14 protein-coding genes are annotated in these 15635 nt (G+C 58.8%); 6 read left to right on the top strand and 8 right to left on the bottom strand.

Annotated elements, in window-relative coordinates:
- The first annotated feature begins 109 nt into the window (after positions 1–109).
- The 5 genes from TQ39_RS20870 to TQ39_RS10190 all read left to right on the top strand — a co-directional run bounded on the left by TQ39_RS20870 (position 110) and on the right by TQ39_RS10190 (position 4444).
- Positions 110–262 carry a FeoB-associated Cys-rich membrane protein gene (locus TQ39_RS20870; RefSeq protein ID WP_117460374.1) on the top strand — a complete coding sequence of 51 codons (153 nt, stop codon included), beginning with the start codon at positions 110–112 and terminating at the stop codon, positions 260–262.
- Positions 263–291: 29 nt separating this feature from the next.
- Positions 292–654, top strand: a complete 363-nt coding sequence (locus TQ39_RS10205; RefSeq protein WP_040910326.1) for a metal-dependent transcriptional regulator — start codon at positions 292–294, stop codon at positions 652–654.
- A gap of 116 nt (positions 655–770) precedes the next feature.
- Positions 771–1397 (top strand): HdeD family acid-resistance protein, encoded by a 627-nt coding sequence (locus tag TQ39_RS10200; protein WP_009324526.1) that lies wholly within the window; start codon positions 771–773, stop codon positions 1395–1397.
- 298 nt (positions 1398–1695) lie between these two features.
- Complete coding sequence (locus TQ39_RS10195) at positions 1696–2466, top strand: HAD-IIB family hydrolase (RefSeq protein WP_050005453.1); 771 nt, start codon at positions 1696–1698, stop codon at positions 2464–2466.
- A 208-nt stretch (positions 2467–2674) separates the two neighbouring features.
- Positions 2675–4444, top strand: coding sequence for a glycoside hydrolase family 3 protein (locus tag TQ39_RS10190; protein ID WP_009324523.1), 1770 nt, complete (start codon positions 2675–2677; stop codon positions 4442–4444).
- Positions 4445–4999: 555 nt separating this feature from the next.
- Here TQ39_RS10190 and TQ39_RS10185 read toward each other — a convergent pair.
- Complete coding sequence (locus TQ39_RS10185) at positions 5000–6253, bottom strand: hypothetical protein (RefSeq protein WP_009324521.1); 1254 nt, start codon at positions 6251–6253, stop codon at positions 5000–5002.
- A gap of 449 nt (positions 6254–6702) precedes the next feature.
- On the opposite strand from TQ39_RS10185, the gene TQ39_RS10180 reads away from it, so the two are divergent.
- Positions 6703–8010, top strand: a complete 1308-nt coding sequence (locus TQ39_RS10180; RefSeq protein WP_050005452.1) for an alpha-amylase family glycosyl hydrolase — start codon at positions 6703–6705, stop codon at positions 8008–8010.
- A gap of 115 nt (positions 8011–8125) precedes the next feature.
- Here the strand turns inward: TQ39_RS10180 and TQ39_RS10175 are convergent, their stop codons facing one another.
- The 7 genes from TQ39_RS10175 to TQ39_RS10145 form a co-directional block, all read right to left on the bottom strand.
- A complete protein-coding gene (locus tag TQ39_RS10175; protein ID WP_242853483.1) occupies positions 8126–9211 on the bottom strand; it encodes a DMT family transporter in 1086 nt (361 codons plus the stop codon).
- Positions 9212–9222: 11 nt separating this feature from the next.
- Entirely contained in the window at positions 9223–10575 is a 1353-nt protein-coding gene (locus TQ39_RS10170) for an amidohydrolase family protein (RefSeq protein WP_050005451.1), read from the bottom strand.
- Complete coding sequence (locus tag TQ39_RS10165; RefSeq protein WP_050005450.1) at positions 10568–11431, bottom strand: nucleotide-binding protein; 864 nt, start codon at positions 11429–11431, stop codon at positions 10568–10570. The genes TQ39_RS10170 and TQ39_RS10165 overlap by 8 nt, the downstream gene beginning before the upstream one ends.
- A complete protein-coding gene (locus TQ39_RS10160; protein WP_050005449.1) occupies positions 11431–12732 on the bottom strand; it encodes an amidohydrolase in 1302 nt (433 codons plus the stop codon). Before TQ39_RS10160 ends, TQ39_RS10165 begins: the two co-directional genes overlap by 1 nt.
- A gap of 104 nt (positions 12733–12836) precedes the next feature.
- Positions 12837–13949, bottom strand: a complete 1113-nt coding sequence (locus TQ39_RS10155; protein WP_050005448.1) for a polyamine ABC transporter substrate-binding protein — start codon at positions 13947–13949, stop codon at positions 12837–12839.
- 40 nt (positions 13950–13989) lie between these two features.
- Positions 13990–14832 (bottom strand): ABC transporter permease, encoded by an 843-nt coding sequence (locus TQ39_RS10150; RefSeq protein WP_009324506.1) that lies wholly within the window; start codon positions 14830–14832, stop codon positions 13990–13992.
- Complete coding sequence (locus TQ39_RS10145) at positions 14829–15596, bottom strand: ABC transporter permease (protein ID WP_242853484.1); 768 nt, start codon at positions 15594–15596, stop codon at positions 14829–14831. Before TQ39_RS10145 ends, TQ39_RS10150 begins: the two co-directional genes overlap by 4 nt.
- Positions 15597–15635 lie beyond the last annotated feature (39 nt).

The raw sequence follows: 15635 nt of genomic DNA, 5'->3' as shown, positions 1-15635 counted from the left end.
TGACATTTGGGGTTAGCAGTGATAAACTTTCAATTGCGATAGGTTAGCCTCGACTAACTATAACGGTGAGGCCGTTCGCAGAATAAGACAGAAAGAGGGAGGGTCAGCCATGAATTTTCCAACAGCATTGCTTGCCGCCGCAGTTGCGGCAGTATTTATTTCGATCGTCGTTTCCGGCGTGCGCAGAAGGAAAAGGGGCGGAGGCTGTTCCGGCGGCTGCGGTTGTTCCGGCTGTGCGGGAACGTGTCATCTGGAAAAATGAGCGGCGCGCCGCCGGGAAAGGAAGCTGCGGTGGAATTGACGAGTGGGCAGGCACGGTATCTTCTGGCCGTCTACCACCTGGGGCTGGGTGCGCGCGGCGTGCGCTGCGCAGATATCGCGCGGATGCTGGATGTAACGCGTCCCTCGGTTGTAAAGATGCTTTCCTTCTTTTCGCAAAGATGTCTTATCGCCCGGGAGCGATATGGGAAGGTGTATCTGACGGACACCGGTTGTTTGCTGGCGCGGTGTTATGCCCGGCGGCTGGAGAAGGTTGAGCGCATGCTGGCGGCAGAGCTTGCGCTGACGCGGGAGGAAGCGCAGCTTGCCGCCTGCGCGCTGCTGGACGTGCTGCCGGAGCGCTGCTTCACGCAGGGGGAGGTGCCCTCTGCTTAGACAAAATTGCCTGGATGTAAAAAAATGCGACAACCGTCCGGGATTGCATATCCCGTTGTTGTACAGGGTATGATACAATAACGGCAGATCCTGCAAAAAAGGAAGGGACGTTTATCATGAAGGGCATCAAATCATTCCGGCGCACGTTTTTATTGATTGCGGCGCTGTATCTGGCGTGCGGCATTTCGCTGCTGGTCTGGCCCGCGCAATCCGGCCTTGTCATATGCTATGTGTTCGGCGGCATATCGCTGCTGTATGGGGCGGTACAGATCATCCGCTATTGCTGCAACGCTGCCGTTTCCATTTTCCGCTATGAACTTGTCACAGGCATTCTCTGCTGTGCGTTTGGCCTGTTTGTTATCCTGCGTGCGGACATGGTGCTGGCGGTACTGCCGTTTGTGTTCGGCTGCGCCATCGTGTTTGACAGCGTCATGACACTCCAGAACGCCATTGACCTGCGCCGCCTGGGTTTTTCCCGCTGGTGGCTGATTCTGCTGCTGGCGGGCGTTACCGGCGCGTTCGGCGTGCTGCTGTTTTTCGAACCGTTCGCGGCGCTGGCCATGGTGCGCTTCATCGGTGCGGTGTTGGTGCTGGACGGCTGTGCGGATCTTGTCAGCGTGCTGTGTCTGACCTACTGGGTAAAAAAGGCGAAGCGTGGCCTGGAGGCGATTTATGACGAAGCCCGTTACGAAGCGGCCGCCATCGAGGCCGAGGGCCGCATCCAGGACGAGTCCGAGCCGTGAGGCAGAGCAGAACAAAAAAGCGGCCGGGCCGCCCTGCGGGGCGGCCTGTTTTTGTGTAAAAAGAGGCGGCGGCAGGCTGGGACCCCCTTGTGCACCAATGCTGTCCGGTGTAAAATCAAAGAAAGCACAGAGCGCGAACGCGCCGTGTGAGACCAGGCGATAGAGAAATAACGGATGGCGCGGGTCTGTACGCTCTCCTGCCACTGCGGCCCCAATTGTATGGGCGTCCTGCTCATCCGCAGTGCATAACACAGCGATGTGCTTCTGCGCGTCCGGTATCAAGAAAGGGAATTTTTATATGATACGTTTGGTGGCGAGCGACATCGACGGCACGCTGCTGCAGGGCGGCGCGCGAGCGCTTTCGGACGAGCTGTTCGGCCTTATCCGGGTGTTGAAGAAGCGCGGGATTCTGTTCTGCGCGGCCAGCGGGCGGCAGTACCGCAGCATGCGGGCGCTGTTTGCACAGGCGGAGGATGATATCGCTTACCTTTGCGAAAACGGGGCCATTGTGTACCGGGGCGGGAGCGTGGTGTCCAAGCTGGCCATGGAGCGCGCCGATGCGCTGGCGCTCATTGGCCAGATTCAGGCGCAGGAGCAATGCGAGGTGCTCATCTCCGGCGCGGACACCAGCTATCTGCTCCCCAAGCATCCGGATTATGTGGACCATATCCGCTATTTTGTGGGCAATCACATTACGCGGGTGAAGCGGGCGCAGGACATCCCGGAGGATATCCTCAAGGTGTCGGCTTACTGCCGGGATGGCGCGGCGAGCCATGCACAGACGCTGGGCGCGCCGTGGAAAGCGGCGTACAGCGTGGCTGTGGCGGGGGAAAAATGGCTGGATTTCACGCGCGCAGACAAGGGCACGGGCCTTGCTGCCCTGTGCGGGGAGTTGGGTGTGCGCCCGCAGGAGGTCATAGCGTTCGGTGACAATTTCAATGATGTTCCCATGTTGGACCTTGTGGGCAGCCCCTATATCATGCAAGGGGCCGTACCCGCGCTGCTGGAGCGGTACCCGATGCAGTGTGCCCGGGTGGAGGATGTGTTGCGAAAACTTGCAGAGGAGTAGCACTCGCTATTTTTTTGGCTTGTTTGGATATTGGAATAAAAAAATTACGAAATATATAAAAAATATACTAACGCTTTGCGGCAATGAGATGATACAATAAAATTGATATCCACAAGAGAAGCCGCGGTATGGTGCTCCGGGCGGAGTGTTCCGGGGGCGGACGGGCTTCGGATAAAAGTTGTTTTGCCTGAAAGAAAGGAAGATTGCCATGGTCGATCTGAAAGCGAAACCTTATTGCCTGCCGGACGAGGATGTGCGCTGGGTGGAGGAAACCATCGCCGGGATGACGCCGGAGGAAAAGGTAGGCCAGCTGTTTTTTCAGCTGACGGCCTCCCAGGATGAAAATTATCTGCGCGAGCTGATGGAAAAATACCATCTGGGCGGCTGCCGCTATAACCCCATGCCCGGCGCGGCCGTGCAGCAGCAAAACCGCACGCTGCAGAAATACGCCAAGGTACCGGTGTTCATTGCCTGCAACACCGAGGCCGGAGGCGACGGCGCCTGCGCGGACGGCACCAACATCGGCTCTGGCATTAAAATCGGCGCTACCCGCAACAACGATTACGCCTATGCGCTTGGCAAAATGGCCAACGAGGAGGCTGCGGCCATCGGCTGCAACATGGCTTTCGCGCCGGTGTGCGACATCCACTACAACTGGGAGAATACCGAGATCGTGACCCGCGCTTTCGGCAACGACCCCGTCCGCGTGGCGCAGATGAGCAAGGCGTATATGGACGGCCTGCACACCATTCCGGGCTTTGCCTGTACGGCGAAGCATTTCCCGGGCAACGGCCTGGATTTCCGCGACGCGCATCTGTCCAACAATGTCAACACCTTCAGCGTGGAAGAGTGGGACAAGACCTACGGGATGGTGTATAAAACGCTTATTGACGGCGGTCTGGATGCCATCATGGGCGGGCATATCATGCTGCCGGAGTACGCGCGGGCCATCAATCCCGCGCTGAAGGACGAGGACATGATGCCCGCCACGCTGAGCCCGGAGATCATGACCACGCTGCTGCGCGGCAAGCTGGGCTTCAACGGCATGGTAGTAACGGATGCCTCCCATATGGTGGGCATGACGGACCGCATGACCCGCCGCGAGATGCTGCCGGCATCCATCAATGCCGGATGCGATATGTTCCTGTTCTTCAACGACCCGGACGAGGACTTCAATACCATGCTGGATGCATACAAAAGCGGCGTCATCAGCGAGGCCCGCATGACGGAAGCGCTCACGCGTATCCTGGGCCTGAAAGCGCATCTGGGCCTGAACAAAAAAGCGAAGGAAGCGCTTGTGCCTGCGCCCGAAGTGCTGGCCGGGGCGCTGGGCAAAGAGGAATACAAGGAGATGCACAAGGCCATCAGCCGGGACTGCATCACACTGGTAAAATACAAGGACAGGGATGTGCTGCCCATCACACCGGAGCGTTATAAACGTATTATGATCGTGCATGTCAAGGGCGCCGAAAGCGGCATGGGCATGCTGATGAAAGCCATGGGCATGGGCGGCGGTAAAAACCCGGCCGAGATGCTTAAGGAGCGCCTGTGTGAAAAAGGCTTTGACGCGTTTATCTACGAAAGCCCGCTGGACGCGATGAAAAAACAGATCGCAGCGGGCGAAAAGCCCAACATCAACCTGTATTTCGCGGGCAAGAACGCCATCGACGACTTCGTTTCCGGCATGGACCTTGTCATCACGCTGTGCGACGTTTCCAGCGGGCGGCCCAGCTTTGGCCTGTCCAAGGGCGGCGGAGAGATCCCCTGGTATGTATTCGAGCTGCCGGTGGTCGTCATCGGCTGCGGGCAGCCCACCATGCTGGCGGACGTGCCCCAGGCCCGCACCTACATCAACACCTACGATGCAAAGCCGGCCACTTTCGACGCGCTGGTGGACGACCTTATGGCGGGGCCGGACGCGTTCAAGGGGCGGGACCCGATCGACAGCTTCTGCGGCCTGTTCGACGCCCGGCTGTAATTTTACTTTTTCGGTAACACACAAGTTCCCTCCTGCAGGTGGACCGTCCCCAATTGTGCAGACAGTATTAAAAGGATCCCCTGTGAAAAAACTCCCAGGTTTTGGCAGGAGCGGCGCGGCGGCGCCGCTCCTGTTTTGTATTAAAGACATTCCCGGTTGTAAAAGTAAACATAGGCCGGTCATATGAAGGCAGTGGAGGCTTTGTACGAAAATGCGCTTTGCTCTCAAAACAGGGAAGGCTTTCTGCCATTGTGTAGACGCGTGAGCGTGATGGTTTTCTTTCGTTTGTATCGTTGACGGCCTGCGCGGGCCTTTACCGCATATGCATTTCCAGAGTCCTGTACATTTAGCTGTTTTCTTCCGGAATTTCCGTAATTTATTCCTGTCTTTAATTTTTGGCAATAATTCCTGCCTATGTATGCAATTCCTTTTGTCCATAGAAAGCCCCCTGATGTTTTGGTTTTCTGCATCAGGGGGCTTTTTGTCTGTTGTCCGTTTTTTTATTGGTGCGGTCCGTTTGATTCAGGCTGAGAAACGCTTTTTTGCGGGCGAGCGTTATTTTGTGCAGCTGCGGGTACGGCCCACGCGGGTGTTATCCTTCTCGCGGTCCTGCAGCGCCTTCACAGGATGCGGTGCGTCCTCATAGCGGTAATCGCGGCCGTATTCGGCCAGATAATCCTCTATGACAGCGTGGCTGGGAACCTGCGCGGTGCGTGCGTTTACAGTGCGCTGGTAATTGAAGAAGCGGAAGTCTGCGGGCAGCGTGCGCACGTCGGTGAACTCCTCGCCGTCCGCCGTCCATTCCACTGTGCCGGCCAGAACATCGCGGATATATTCCTTCTGCGGGCCGAATTTCAGCAGCTCGGGGAATTCGCCGTCCGGAATGACCTGCCGCCACTCTTTCTTTTCATAGGTCTGCAGCAGGCGCGCGGCGGCGTGCAGGTGGGAAAGCTCCTGATGGAAATGCTGTTCCCAGATTTTTTTCACAGGACGGTCCGTCTCGTCGTTGAAGCACGACCAGTACAGGTAGCATTCGGTATATTCGTGCATCAGCAGGCTTTCCAGCCAGGTGCACTTCGTATCCAGCAGCGCGCCGTACTGCGTCACGTGCTGCTCTTCGATCATGCCGATCTCCTGGTAGAGCTTCCGGCCGCGGTCGCTTTTGTAAAACGCGGCGATGTTCATATAATAGTTCATGGTCTGCTGCTCGGCGGCGGTGATGATGGAGGTGTTCAGTTTCGTGATGGGCGCGGCCTTTTTGAAGCTGCAGGCGCGGCGCACGCTGTCAAAGGGATGGCGGTGCTCCGATATGGTGGGGCGGCCGGGCATGATCTCGGTATAGCTGCCCACAAGGCGCTCGGCGTGGACGCCGTCCTCCATGTCCAGCAGGTCCGCGTAGCGGTACAGATGGTCGAAGTCCTCCAACAGCGCGAACTGCATCACCTTTACAACGTATGGGTCCGGCTCCCGCTGGGCCAGGATTGCCGTCAGGTCCACCGCGAGCTGTTCGTAGCCGATGGTCGTTTCCAGCGGCGTTTCGTCGATGGGCTTGAGGCAGGAGATGCGCTTTTGCTGCTGCTGCTCTACCCGGCGCGCCAGCGCCAGCTCGCGCCGCAGGTCGTTGTTCGGGCAGTGGCGGTGGAACTGGTGGCTGAACCACACGGCCTCATATTCGGTGCCGTTCATCAGGATGATACGCACCTTGGTGTAGGGGTCCACCTCGTTTTTGTCGTAAGAGCGGGCGTATACGGTGCTCCAGTCCATCAGGCCCGCGTCCACGGGAGACGGTTTTTCCAGGAAGGGATTCATACGGTCAGTCCTTTCTTTTTCGCGCGGAAAAGCGCGGCTTCGTCTGCCGCTATTATTTCCGGAGAAAGGCATGTGTATGCGCGGGTTCGGAAACATGGTATAATAACCTCAAAGCCGCCGCTGGCGCGGCTGCGCGTGTGCAAGGCACACGCTTCTGTGCCGGCGCACAGGGCTTTGAGAACATTGAACCATGCAAAACCGCAATGGATGCGGTTTTGTTGAGGCCGCTTCGCGGCGTTATGGTATAATATGTCCGGTTAACGAATGCGGGCCGCAGGCGAAGCATGAGTTTAGCGGCATAGATACCCTGTTTCTTAGTGAACACGAGCGGTACGCGAAGTGTGAGCTTAGAAATATGGTATACTAAAGAACAGGCTGTCCCGTGAACCGGAACGGCAAAGCGCGCCCCATGCGGAGCGGGCGGCGCGAAGAAAAGGAGTGACCCCGTGATGTGGTTTGAAGAAAGCGCGTTTTACCAGATCTATCCGCTGGGCCTGTGCGGCGCGCCGCGGGAAAACGATGGCGGAACGGAGCCGCGTATTTTGAAGCTGCTGGACTGGGTGCCCCATATCAAAAAGCTGGGGGCGGACGCGGTGTATTTCTGCCCGGTGTTTGAATCCGACGCTCACGGCTACGATACCCGGGACTATACGAAGCTGGACGGCCGCCTTGGTACGAACGCGGATTTTGCGCGCGTGTGCGCGGCGCTGCACGCGGCGGGCATCCGGGTGGTGCTGGACGGTGTGTTCAACCATGTGGGGCGCGGCTTTTGGGCCTTCCGGGACGTACTGGAGAAGCGGGAGGCCAGCCCGTACCGGGATTGGTTCCACATTGACTTCGGCGGCAATTCGGGTTACAACGACGGCCTGTGGTACGAGGGCTGGGAGGGCCATTACGAGCTTGTAAAGCTGAACCTGCGCAATCCGGCTGTGGCGGAATACCTGTTCGGCTGTATTCGCGGCTGGGTGGAGGAATTTGGCGTCGACGGCCTGCGGCTGGATGTGGCCTATTGTCTGGACGAGGATTTCGTGCGCCGTCTGCGCGCCTTTACCGGCGGCCTGAAGCCGGCATTCGTGCTCATCGGCGAAATGCTGCACGGCGATTACAAGCGCATGGTGAACGGCGCCATGCTGCACAGCGCCACCAATTATGAGTGCTACAAGGGGCTGTATTCCAGCTTCAATTCCATGAACCTGTTTGAGATCGGCCACAGCCTGGCGCGGCAGTTCGGCCCCGAGGCGTGGACGCTGTATAAGGGCCTGCCTCTGCTGTCCTTTGCGGATAACCATGATGTAACGCGCGTGGCCACGATTTTAACGAACAAAGAGCATCTGTGGCCGTTGTACGGGGTATTGTTCGGTATGCCCGGCGTGCCCTGCGTTTATTACGGCAGCGAGTGGGGCATGGAGGGCGGCAAAGAGGACGGCGACGCGGCGCTGCGCCCCGCGGTGGACATGCCGCAGAAAAACGGGCTGACGGAGTATATTGCCCGGCTGGCGGCGGCGCGCCGGGGCAGCCGGGCACTGTGCCATGGCGCCTACCGCACGGTGCTGCTGACGAACCGGCAGTACATCTTCGAGCGCGCGGCGGAGGGCGAGCGCGTGCTGGTGGCCGTGAACGCGGAGGGCGAACCGTTCGACGCGCACTTTGACGCGGGCGCGGGGCGGGCGGTGGACCTTGTCACCGGAAGGCCGCACGATTTCGGCGGCGGCAGCCGTCTTGCGCCGTACAGCGCGGCTTATTGGCGCGTGGAGTAAACGGACGAGGAAAATGGCGGAGAAAAACGCGGGCGTCCGGCGGATAAGGCCGGACGCCCGCGCTGTTTTGCGTTTTTTGAAAAGAACGAATGCCTGATAATTTTGAATTTGTCTATTAGCCTGCATGTGAATGATTATGTATGTGCATAGGATTATATACAAAATGTCTATGCTCGTGTGTGTGTACTATGCGCCCATGTTTATGTTGATGGATATGGACGTAACCATTATATAATTTTTCATTGCCAAGCGTATCCTTTATCATAAGCAATGTACTGATTATCATAATTCCAAGAGCAATGTAAAATTGAAATGTCGGTCTTTCGCCTAAAATAATAAAACTAAATCCAACTCCTAAAAATGGTGCAACAGAATAAAAGGCACTTGTTTTTGCGGCACCTAAATTTTTTTGTGCCATAATGTAAAAGTTAATGCTCAAGCCATAGGAAACGAAACCAAGTAACATAGCGGCAAGCATATAGGTGATTTCAGGCGGTTTTTCCCCAACAATAAATGCAATAAGGATACTACCGATACCAGAGAAAATTCCTTTCACCAAAACGATTTCTTCTGAACTCTTATCACTTATACTCCTTGTGCAATTATTCTCCACGCCCCAGCATATACAAGCGCACAATACAAACAATGAACCCTTGTTAAATACAAATGCCTCTGTTCCCTCAAAACCAAGAATTGCACTGGATAGCATTACAAGGATAATTGCGGCCCATAACCTCCTGGAAATTTTTTCTTTAAAAATTACAAGAGCAATCACAGAAGTTGCAACAATTTCAAAATTATTAATCAGCGAAACATTAGCGGAATTTGTATTAGCAATGCCAAGCATTAAGAATATAGGTGCTGCTATGTCGAGACCAATCATTGCAATCGTATAAGGCAAATCTTTTTTATCCAGCCATTGTTCGTCAGCCAGCCTGTTCTGTGTTTTCCTTATTCCAAGAAGTACACCAATACCAACACCTGCTCCTAAATATAAAAATCCTGCGAGCATTCTGGGCGACACATTTATCAGTAAAAGTTTTGATAATGGCACATTAATTGCATATAGTGCCGCAGCCGAAATTGCAAAAACCGTAGCTGTCTTGTTTTTACTCAACGTCATCGCACCTTTTATCAAATCTAAATTTACCACAGCCGAAACAGCAAAGGGCGGCATGGCGAAAAGAGAGCGGAATACCACAGTGCGTCCGCTCAGTACCGGATGACGCAGCCGCTGCGGGTGTTTTGGAACACGCCGTCATCCACGGCGAACACACCGTTCACCATCACATAGGGGATGCCGTCGGGCGGGGCGTCCGGCTCGCCCTTGTCGGGCATTTTGGCGTTGTCGCGCACGGCGTCCCGGTCAAAAAGCACAAGGTCCGCGTCATATCCCGGCTCCAGCACGCCCTTGCCGGGAATGTGGTATGTTTGGGCGGGCAGCAGCGTGCATTTGTACACGGCTTCCTCCAGCCCCAGCAGGCGCTTTTCCCGCACCATCTTACGCAGAAAACGCGGATAGCTGCCCGCAATCTGCGGGTGCCCCTCGCCGGGGGCGTAAGCGCCCGCGTCCGTACTCATCATGGCATAGGGCTTTTGCAGCGCCTCGTAGATCTCGTACGGCTCGCCGGAATAGCAGATGATGGACTCGTCCGGATATTTGTGGCGCAGAAGCTCGTACAGCTCCCGGTTCAGGCGCGTGCCCGTATACTTGCCCGTGGCGGCGACCATATCGCCGAAGCGCAGGGAGTTGTCCTTGATGGTCTGCTCGTCAAAGGTGGCGGTGCCTGCATAGGTGGCCCAGTCGGTATACATGCCGCTGTCCATCCATACGTCCATGCCCTTGGCGCGGGCGGCGTCCACAACGTCCAGCGCCGGGCGCAGCGTGCCGAAGCCGCTGTACTGGTAGACGAAATGGCTCAGCAGCAGCCGCCCGCCGCTGCGCTTGGCCGCGGCCAGCATCTCGTACAGGGAATAAAGGTCGTTTTGGGTGAACAGGCGTGTATGCACGGGCAGGCAGCGCCCGTATTCTGCCGCTATGGCGGCCATGGCGTCTATCTCGGCCAGGCCGCTGCCCGGGGCGTAGTCCAGCCCCAGGGAAACGCCCGCCGCGCCCGCGCGCAGCGCCCTGTCGGCAATGCGGACCATCGCGTCCGTCTGGGCGGCGCTGGCCCGGGCATTCACATCCTCGATGCCCACGGCCCGGCGCATGGAAAAGCTGTGGCCCACCAGCTCCGCCTGGTTGATCACATAGCCTGTGCGCGCCTGTCCGGCGAACCAGCCCTCCAGGTCCAGCGGGGAAAGCCCGCAGTTGCCGCCGACAGTGGTGGTAATGCCCTGCATGGCGGAGAGTTGCCCCGCATAGGCATGGCCGTCCAGATGGCCGTGCACATCGATAAAGCCCGGGGCCACAACAAGGCCCGCCGCGTCCACCACGCGTTTTGCAGGAAGCTCATGCGCGGAGATATCCACGATCTTGCCGTGTTCCACGGCGACGTTTGCGATACGGGACGTGCATGTCCGCACGTCTACCACGCGCCCGCCCGTGAATACCACGTCAACCATCGCACGCCTCCGTGTCTGCCAAAGCAAGGCGGCGGGCGAGCTCGCGCCGCTGCCAGCAGCGCAGCCAGGTGACCAGTTCCCGGCGGGGGAAAGGCGTGAGGCTCGTGGGGATGGTGGAGAGCAGAAGATCGTCCGCAACGGCGCGCAGGTGTGCGGCGCAGGCGCTGTCGGGCGCGGTGTCGAACACCGTTTTGCCGGCAAGGGAGCTGTATTCCAGCTCTTTGCAGTAATCCAGACTGGCCAGAATCTCGATGGTGGCGCGCCGGGCATAGCTGGCAAGCTCCTCTTTCGTCTCCTCACAGGAGGCATTGTTCACGATGAGCTGCACGGGGAAGTTGTCCGCGCCCGCGGCGCGCAGGATGGCCTGCAAAATGCTGTTGGCCGTGGTGACGGAGGCAAAGCTTCCGTTGGTGACAATGATGCACCGCTGCATCACGCCCTCGCGGATGGGAAGGATGTAGCCCGTGCAGGGCGTTTCCCCGGAGATATCATAGAGGATGAAGTCGAGCTGCAGGGAATTGGAGACGCCCTGAGTATCCAGCATCTCATCAATGAGCGTGACGCCGCGGGCCAGGCATCCCACGCCGGGGTCGATGCTGCCCAGCTCCAGGCAGTATACGCCGCTGGGCGTGGGGATGACGTAGTCGTTCAGGTCGATCTCGTAGTGTTCCCGGTAATCCTCCAGCGCGGGGGAGATATCCGCTTCTCCGCGCAGCAGCACCGTGGAGGAAAGGCTGATGTCGTTGCCCACCAGCAGCACGTGGTACCCTTTGAGGGCCAGCGCGTGGCCCAGGTTCTGCGCGACGGTGCTTTTTCCGCTGCCGCCGCGTCCCAAAAAGCAGATGCGCTGTGCCATCAGCCCTGCCTCCTTACTGTTTCGATATAGCTTTCCCGTGTGAACACGGGGGTGAATCCGTCCATTGTCCGGCGCGCCAGCACCGCGCCGTCCTTCAGCAGATGATAGGCCGTCAGAGCCATCATCTTGGCGGGAGCGATATAGGCCTTGTCCACGTCCGTGACGGCAAAGTCCGCGCTGTGGAGCGCGCCCGCCGTACCGCCGTGGGTAAAGTTCACCACGGGTATCACCTGGGAGAGGTCGCCTACGTCGGTGCTGGCAATGTTCTGCATACCCGGCTCGGCGCATTGGGCCGAAAGCCCGGGCAGCGCGGCGGCCGCCGCCAGCAAAGCGGGGTCCGCCGGGGCCGGGCGCACAGGCATGTAGCCCTGATAGGTCAGAATCTCGGCGTGCGCGCCCAGAGCCTCGGCCGCGTGGGTGCAGGCCCGGTCGAATTTTCGGGCCGCGTCGTCCAGCGCCTCCAGTGTGGCGGCCCGCACCATGGCCTCCATTACCACGGTCTCCGGCACCACATTCAGCGCCGCGCCGCCCTCGCGGATGTTGGTGTGGATGCGCACCGTGTCGCATTCGCGGAAGGTCTCCCGCAGAAGCCCCACGGCGTTCAGCGCCAGCGCGGCCGCGTTGAGGGCGTTTACGCCCGCGTGGGGCGCAGTGGCCGCGTGGGCGGCCTTGCCGTGAAAGACGACCGTTTTGCTGGTGAAGCCGTTGCAGGCCACGTTGCCCAAAAGGAGGTCGCTTTCGCAGGGAATCATATGTACATGCGTGGTCAGCGCAAGGTCCACGCCGTCGAAGCCGCCCGTGCGCAGCAGTTCGGATTTGCCGCAGCAGAATTCCACGCCCTGCTTTTGCAGCGCCTGCCGCGTGCCGATGGGGACATATTCCTCGGCGGGAACGGCAAAAAACGCCACGCTGCCCGAAAGCGCCTCGGCCACCCCGGGCGCGCTCAGCGCCAGCGCGGCGCCCACCAGCGCGGTGAGCTGCGCATTGTGCCCGCAGGCATGGGCAACGCCGTTTTCGGGATTTGCGGCGGGGTGCGCGGGGCAAAGAATGCCGTCCAGCTCGCCGATGACGGCCGCGCAGGGGCCGGGCGTGCCCCCCTGCAAAACGGCCTTTACGCCTGTGCGGGCCAGACCGGTTTGCGGCGAAAGCCCGCAGCCGCGCAGCAGTTCGGCCACACGGGCGGCGGTGCGTGTTTCAAAAAAGCCCGGCTCGGCGTGCGCGCCGATATCCTGTGCAAAGGCAAGCAGCGTTTCACGCTGGGCGTCAACGGCGGCAAGGATCTTCTGTTCAACAGCATCCATGGTTTTGAACCTCCCCAATACGGGAACAAGGGCCGTCAAAAGACGGCCCCCATTTCCCGGAGTTTTTTTATCCGGCGCACGGGCCGGGGATATTCAGACGCGCTTCATTGGCCGCAGGCCGTGCGGAACTCTGTCCACACTTTGGTGTGGGCTTCCATGGCTTCGGCGGAAATATTCTGGATCATTTCCATGTTGTCAGCGCTGAAATCCTCGGGCAGCGTCAGGAAGGACTGGTACGCGTCCTCGATGAGCGCGTCCGCAGCCTGGTTGGTGCAGTAATAGCCGATATACTCAAAGCACTGCTTGGAGACCTCCGGCCGCAGGATATAATCGATGAACGCGTGGGCGGCGTCGGGGTTGGGGGCGTTTACGGGAACGAACTGGGCCATGATGCCGAAGCCGATGCCCTCGGAGGGGTAAACGACCTTCAGGTCGGGATTGGCGAGGCAGGCCATGGTCACCTGGCTGGTGTACATGACGCCGGCGCTGATCTCGCCGGAGATCAGGTCATCCTGCAGGTTGTCGTCCTTGATGAGGCGGATGTTGGGGGCCAGCTCAAGCAGCTTTGCGCCCGCGGCCTCGATGGCGGCCACGTCCTCGGTGTTGTAGCTTTCACCCGCGATCTTCAGCGCCATGCCGTTCATCACGCGGAAGTTGCTGGTGATGCCCAGGCTGCTTTCCAGCGCGGCGTCCCACAGGTCCTCGTAGCCGTTGATCTCAATATCCACCAGATCGGGGTTGTAGACGATGGTCTGCACGCCCGCGCCGTAGGGAACGGTGTAGGCGTCCTCCGGGTCAAAGAACTGGCCCTGGTATACGGGGTTCACGTTGCCGATGTTGGCGATCTTGCTTTTGTCCAGCTCCATCACCAGGCCCTCGGCGATGGCCGTTTCAATGATGTAGTCGTCGGCGATGACGACGTCATAGTCGCCTCCCTTGGCGGTCTCCAGCTTTGCCAGCATGGTCTCGTCGGTATCGAAGCTGGAATAGTTCACCTTGATGCCGGTCTCGGCGGTAAAGGCGTCCAGCACCTCCTGGGGGAACATGCCCTCCCAGGTGTACAGGTTCAGCTCGCCGGAAGCGGCCGTGCCTGCGGAGCCGGCCGTGCTGCCGGAAGCCGCGGACGGCGTGGAAGCGGAAGCGGACGTGCTGGAACAGCCCGCGAACGCGGTGAGCGCCAGCGCCAGAGAGAGTGCCAGTGCAAAGAATTTTTTCATTGGTTTTCCTCCTTATGGTGTTGCTGCGGCGGCTGCAGAATCACTGCGGCTGCGCCGGGACGGGAGCCGCGGAACGCTCCGCGGTCTCTTTATGCTGCTTCCCGGTCCGGGGCTTTCCCACTTTACCCAGGACATTCGAGAGAACAACCAGAATGATGGTGGCGCCCAGCATCAATGTGCACAGGGCGTTGATCTCCGGTGTGACGCCGGTTTTGATTTGCGTATAAACCTTGATGGGCAGCGTGTTTACGTTGACGCCCGTGACGAAGATACTGATGATGACGTCGTCCAGGCTCATGGCGAAGCTGAGCAGCATGCCGGACAGAATGGCAGGCACCAGCAGGGGCAGCGTGATATCGAAGAACACGCGCACCTCGCCCGCGCCCAGGTCCCGCGCAGCTTCCGCCAGGCTTTTGTCCATGCCCACCAGGCGCGCTTTCACCAGCATATAGACATAAGGGACGCAAAAGGCAGTATGGGCGAGGATGAGCGTCGTCATGCCGAAGGGCAGGCCGATGAGCGCGAAGAACGTCATGAACACCATGCCCAGGATGATCTCGGGGATCATGATGGGAAGCATGGACACATATTCCACGGCACTTTTGGTGCGAAGCTGCACCTTGGTGAAGCCGTAAGCACCCAGCGTGCCGATGACCGCCGCGCCGAGGCTGGCGCACAGCGCCAGAACGATGCTGTTGCCCAGCGCCTCGAACATGGCGGCGTCCCTGAACAGCGTTTCGTACCATTTGAGAGAAAAGCCGCCCCACACCGAGCTGATCTTGCTTTCGTTGAACGAATAGATGATAACGAGCACGATGGGCAGATACAGAACGGCCGTGACAACGCCGATATAGATGTTGGGCAGTTTTGTACGGTTTTTCATAAGATGCCCTCCAGTTCCGTGGTGTGTGTCACACGCTTGTACAGCGAGATCATCAGGCTGGTCAGGATCATCAGCACCACGCTCAGCGCGGCCGCAAAGGGCCAGTTGTGTGCTTTCATAAGCTGGTCCTGAATGAGGCTGCCCACCAGCACCACCTTGTTGCCGCCCAGGATGTCGGCGATGAAGAACAGGCCCATGGAGGGGATGAACGTAAGGATAACACCCGAGAGCAGGCCCGGCAGCGTCAGCTTGAGCGTGACGGTAAGAAAGGCCTTCAGCGGCGTAGCGCCCAGGTCCCGCGCGGCCTCCACAAGGCTCCAGTCCATTTTTTCCGCGCTGGAGTAAACGGCCAGGATCATGAACTGAAGCAGCGCGTATACCATGCCCACCACCACGGCGGGGTAGGTGTACAGCAGCTTGAGCGGGCCGTCGGTAAGGCCCAGGCCCATCAGCAGCTTATCCAGCGTACCGTTTGCACGGAAAATGATGATCCATCCGTACAGCCGGATGAGCGAGCTGGTCCAGAACGGGATCATGAGCAGCAGCATCACGCGCTTTTTCCACTGCGCGGGCAGCTTTGCCATAAAATAGCCGAAAGGATAGCCGATGGCGCAGATGAGCAGCGTGCTGGTGAGCGCCAGCTTGAAGGACTCCACAAAGGTGTTCAGGTACACGGGCTGAAAAATATTTTTGTAGTTGTCCAGTGTGAACTGGTTCACCACACCCCATACCTCGGCGCGCGTCTGGAAGCTGAGTACGAACATATACACCAGAGGCCCGGCCACGAACACCAGCGTGAACAG

The sequence above is a fragment of the Ruthenibacterium lactatiformans genome, from assembly GCF_000949455.1.
Classification (GTDB): Bacteria; Bacillota; Clostridia; order Oscillospirales; family Ruminococcaceae; genus Ruthenibacterium; species Ruthenibacterium lactatiformans.
This window is presented reverse-complemented; position numbering and strand designations above follow the sequence as displayed.

Bases quoted from the DNA above. Each gene is read 5' to 3' on its own strand.
- TQ39_RS10155 (WP_050005448.1), bottom strand. From the start codon at position 13,949: ATGAAAAAATTCTTTGCACTGGCACTCTCTCTGGCGCTGGCGCTCACC.
- TQ39_RS10195 (WP_050005453.1), top strand. From the start codon at position 1,696: ATGATACGTTTGGTGGCGAGCGACATCGACGGCACGCTGCTGCAGGGC.
- TQ39_RS10190 (WP_009324523.1), top strand. From the start codon at position 2,675: ATGGTCGATCTGAAAGCGAAACCTTATTGCCTGCCGGACGAGGATGTG.
- TQ39_RS10145 (WP_242853484.1), bottom strand. From the start codon at position 15,596: ATGTTCGTACTCAGCTTCCAGACGCGCGCCGAGGTATGGGGTGTGGTG.
- TQ39_RS10160 (WP_050005449.1), bottom strand. From the start codon at position 12,732: ATGGATGCTGTTGAACAGAAGATCCTTGCCGCCGTTGACGCCCAGCGT.
- TQ39_RS10170 (WP_050005451.1), bottom strand. From the start codon at position 10,575: ATGGTTGACGTGGTATTCACGGGCGGGCGCGTGGTAGACGTGCGGACA.
- TQ39_RS10150 (WP_009324506.1), bottom strand. From the start codon at position 14,832: ATGAAAAACCGTACAAAACTGCCCAACATCTATATCGGCGTTGTCACG.
- TQ39_RS10165 (WP_050005450.1), bottom strand. From the start codon at position 11,431: ATGGCACAGCGCATCTGCTTTTTGGGACGCGGCGGCAGCGGAAAAAGC.
- TQ39_RS20870 (WP_117460374.1), top strand. From the start codon at position 110: ATGAATTTTCCAACAGCATTGCTTGCCGCCGCAGTTGCGGCAGTATTT.
- TQ39_RS10200 (WP_009324526.1), top strand. From the start codon at position 771: ATGAAGGGCATCAAATCATTCCGGCGCACGTTTTTATTGATTGCGGCG.
- TQ39_RS10180 (WP_050005452.1), top strand. From the start codon at position 6,703: ATGTGGTTTGAAGAAAGCGCGTTTTACCAGATCTATCCGCTGGGCCTG.
- TQ39_RS10185 (WP_009324521.1), bottom strand. From the start codon at position 6,253: ATGAATCCCTTCCTGGAAAAACCGTCTCCCGTGGACGCGGGCCTGATG.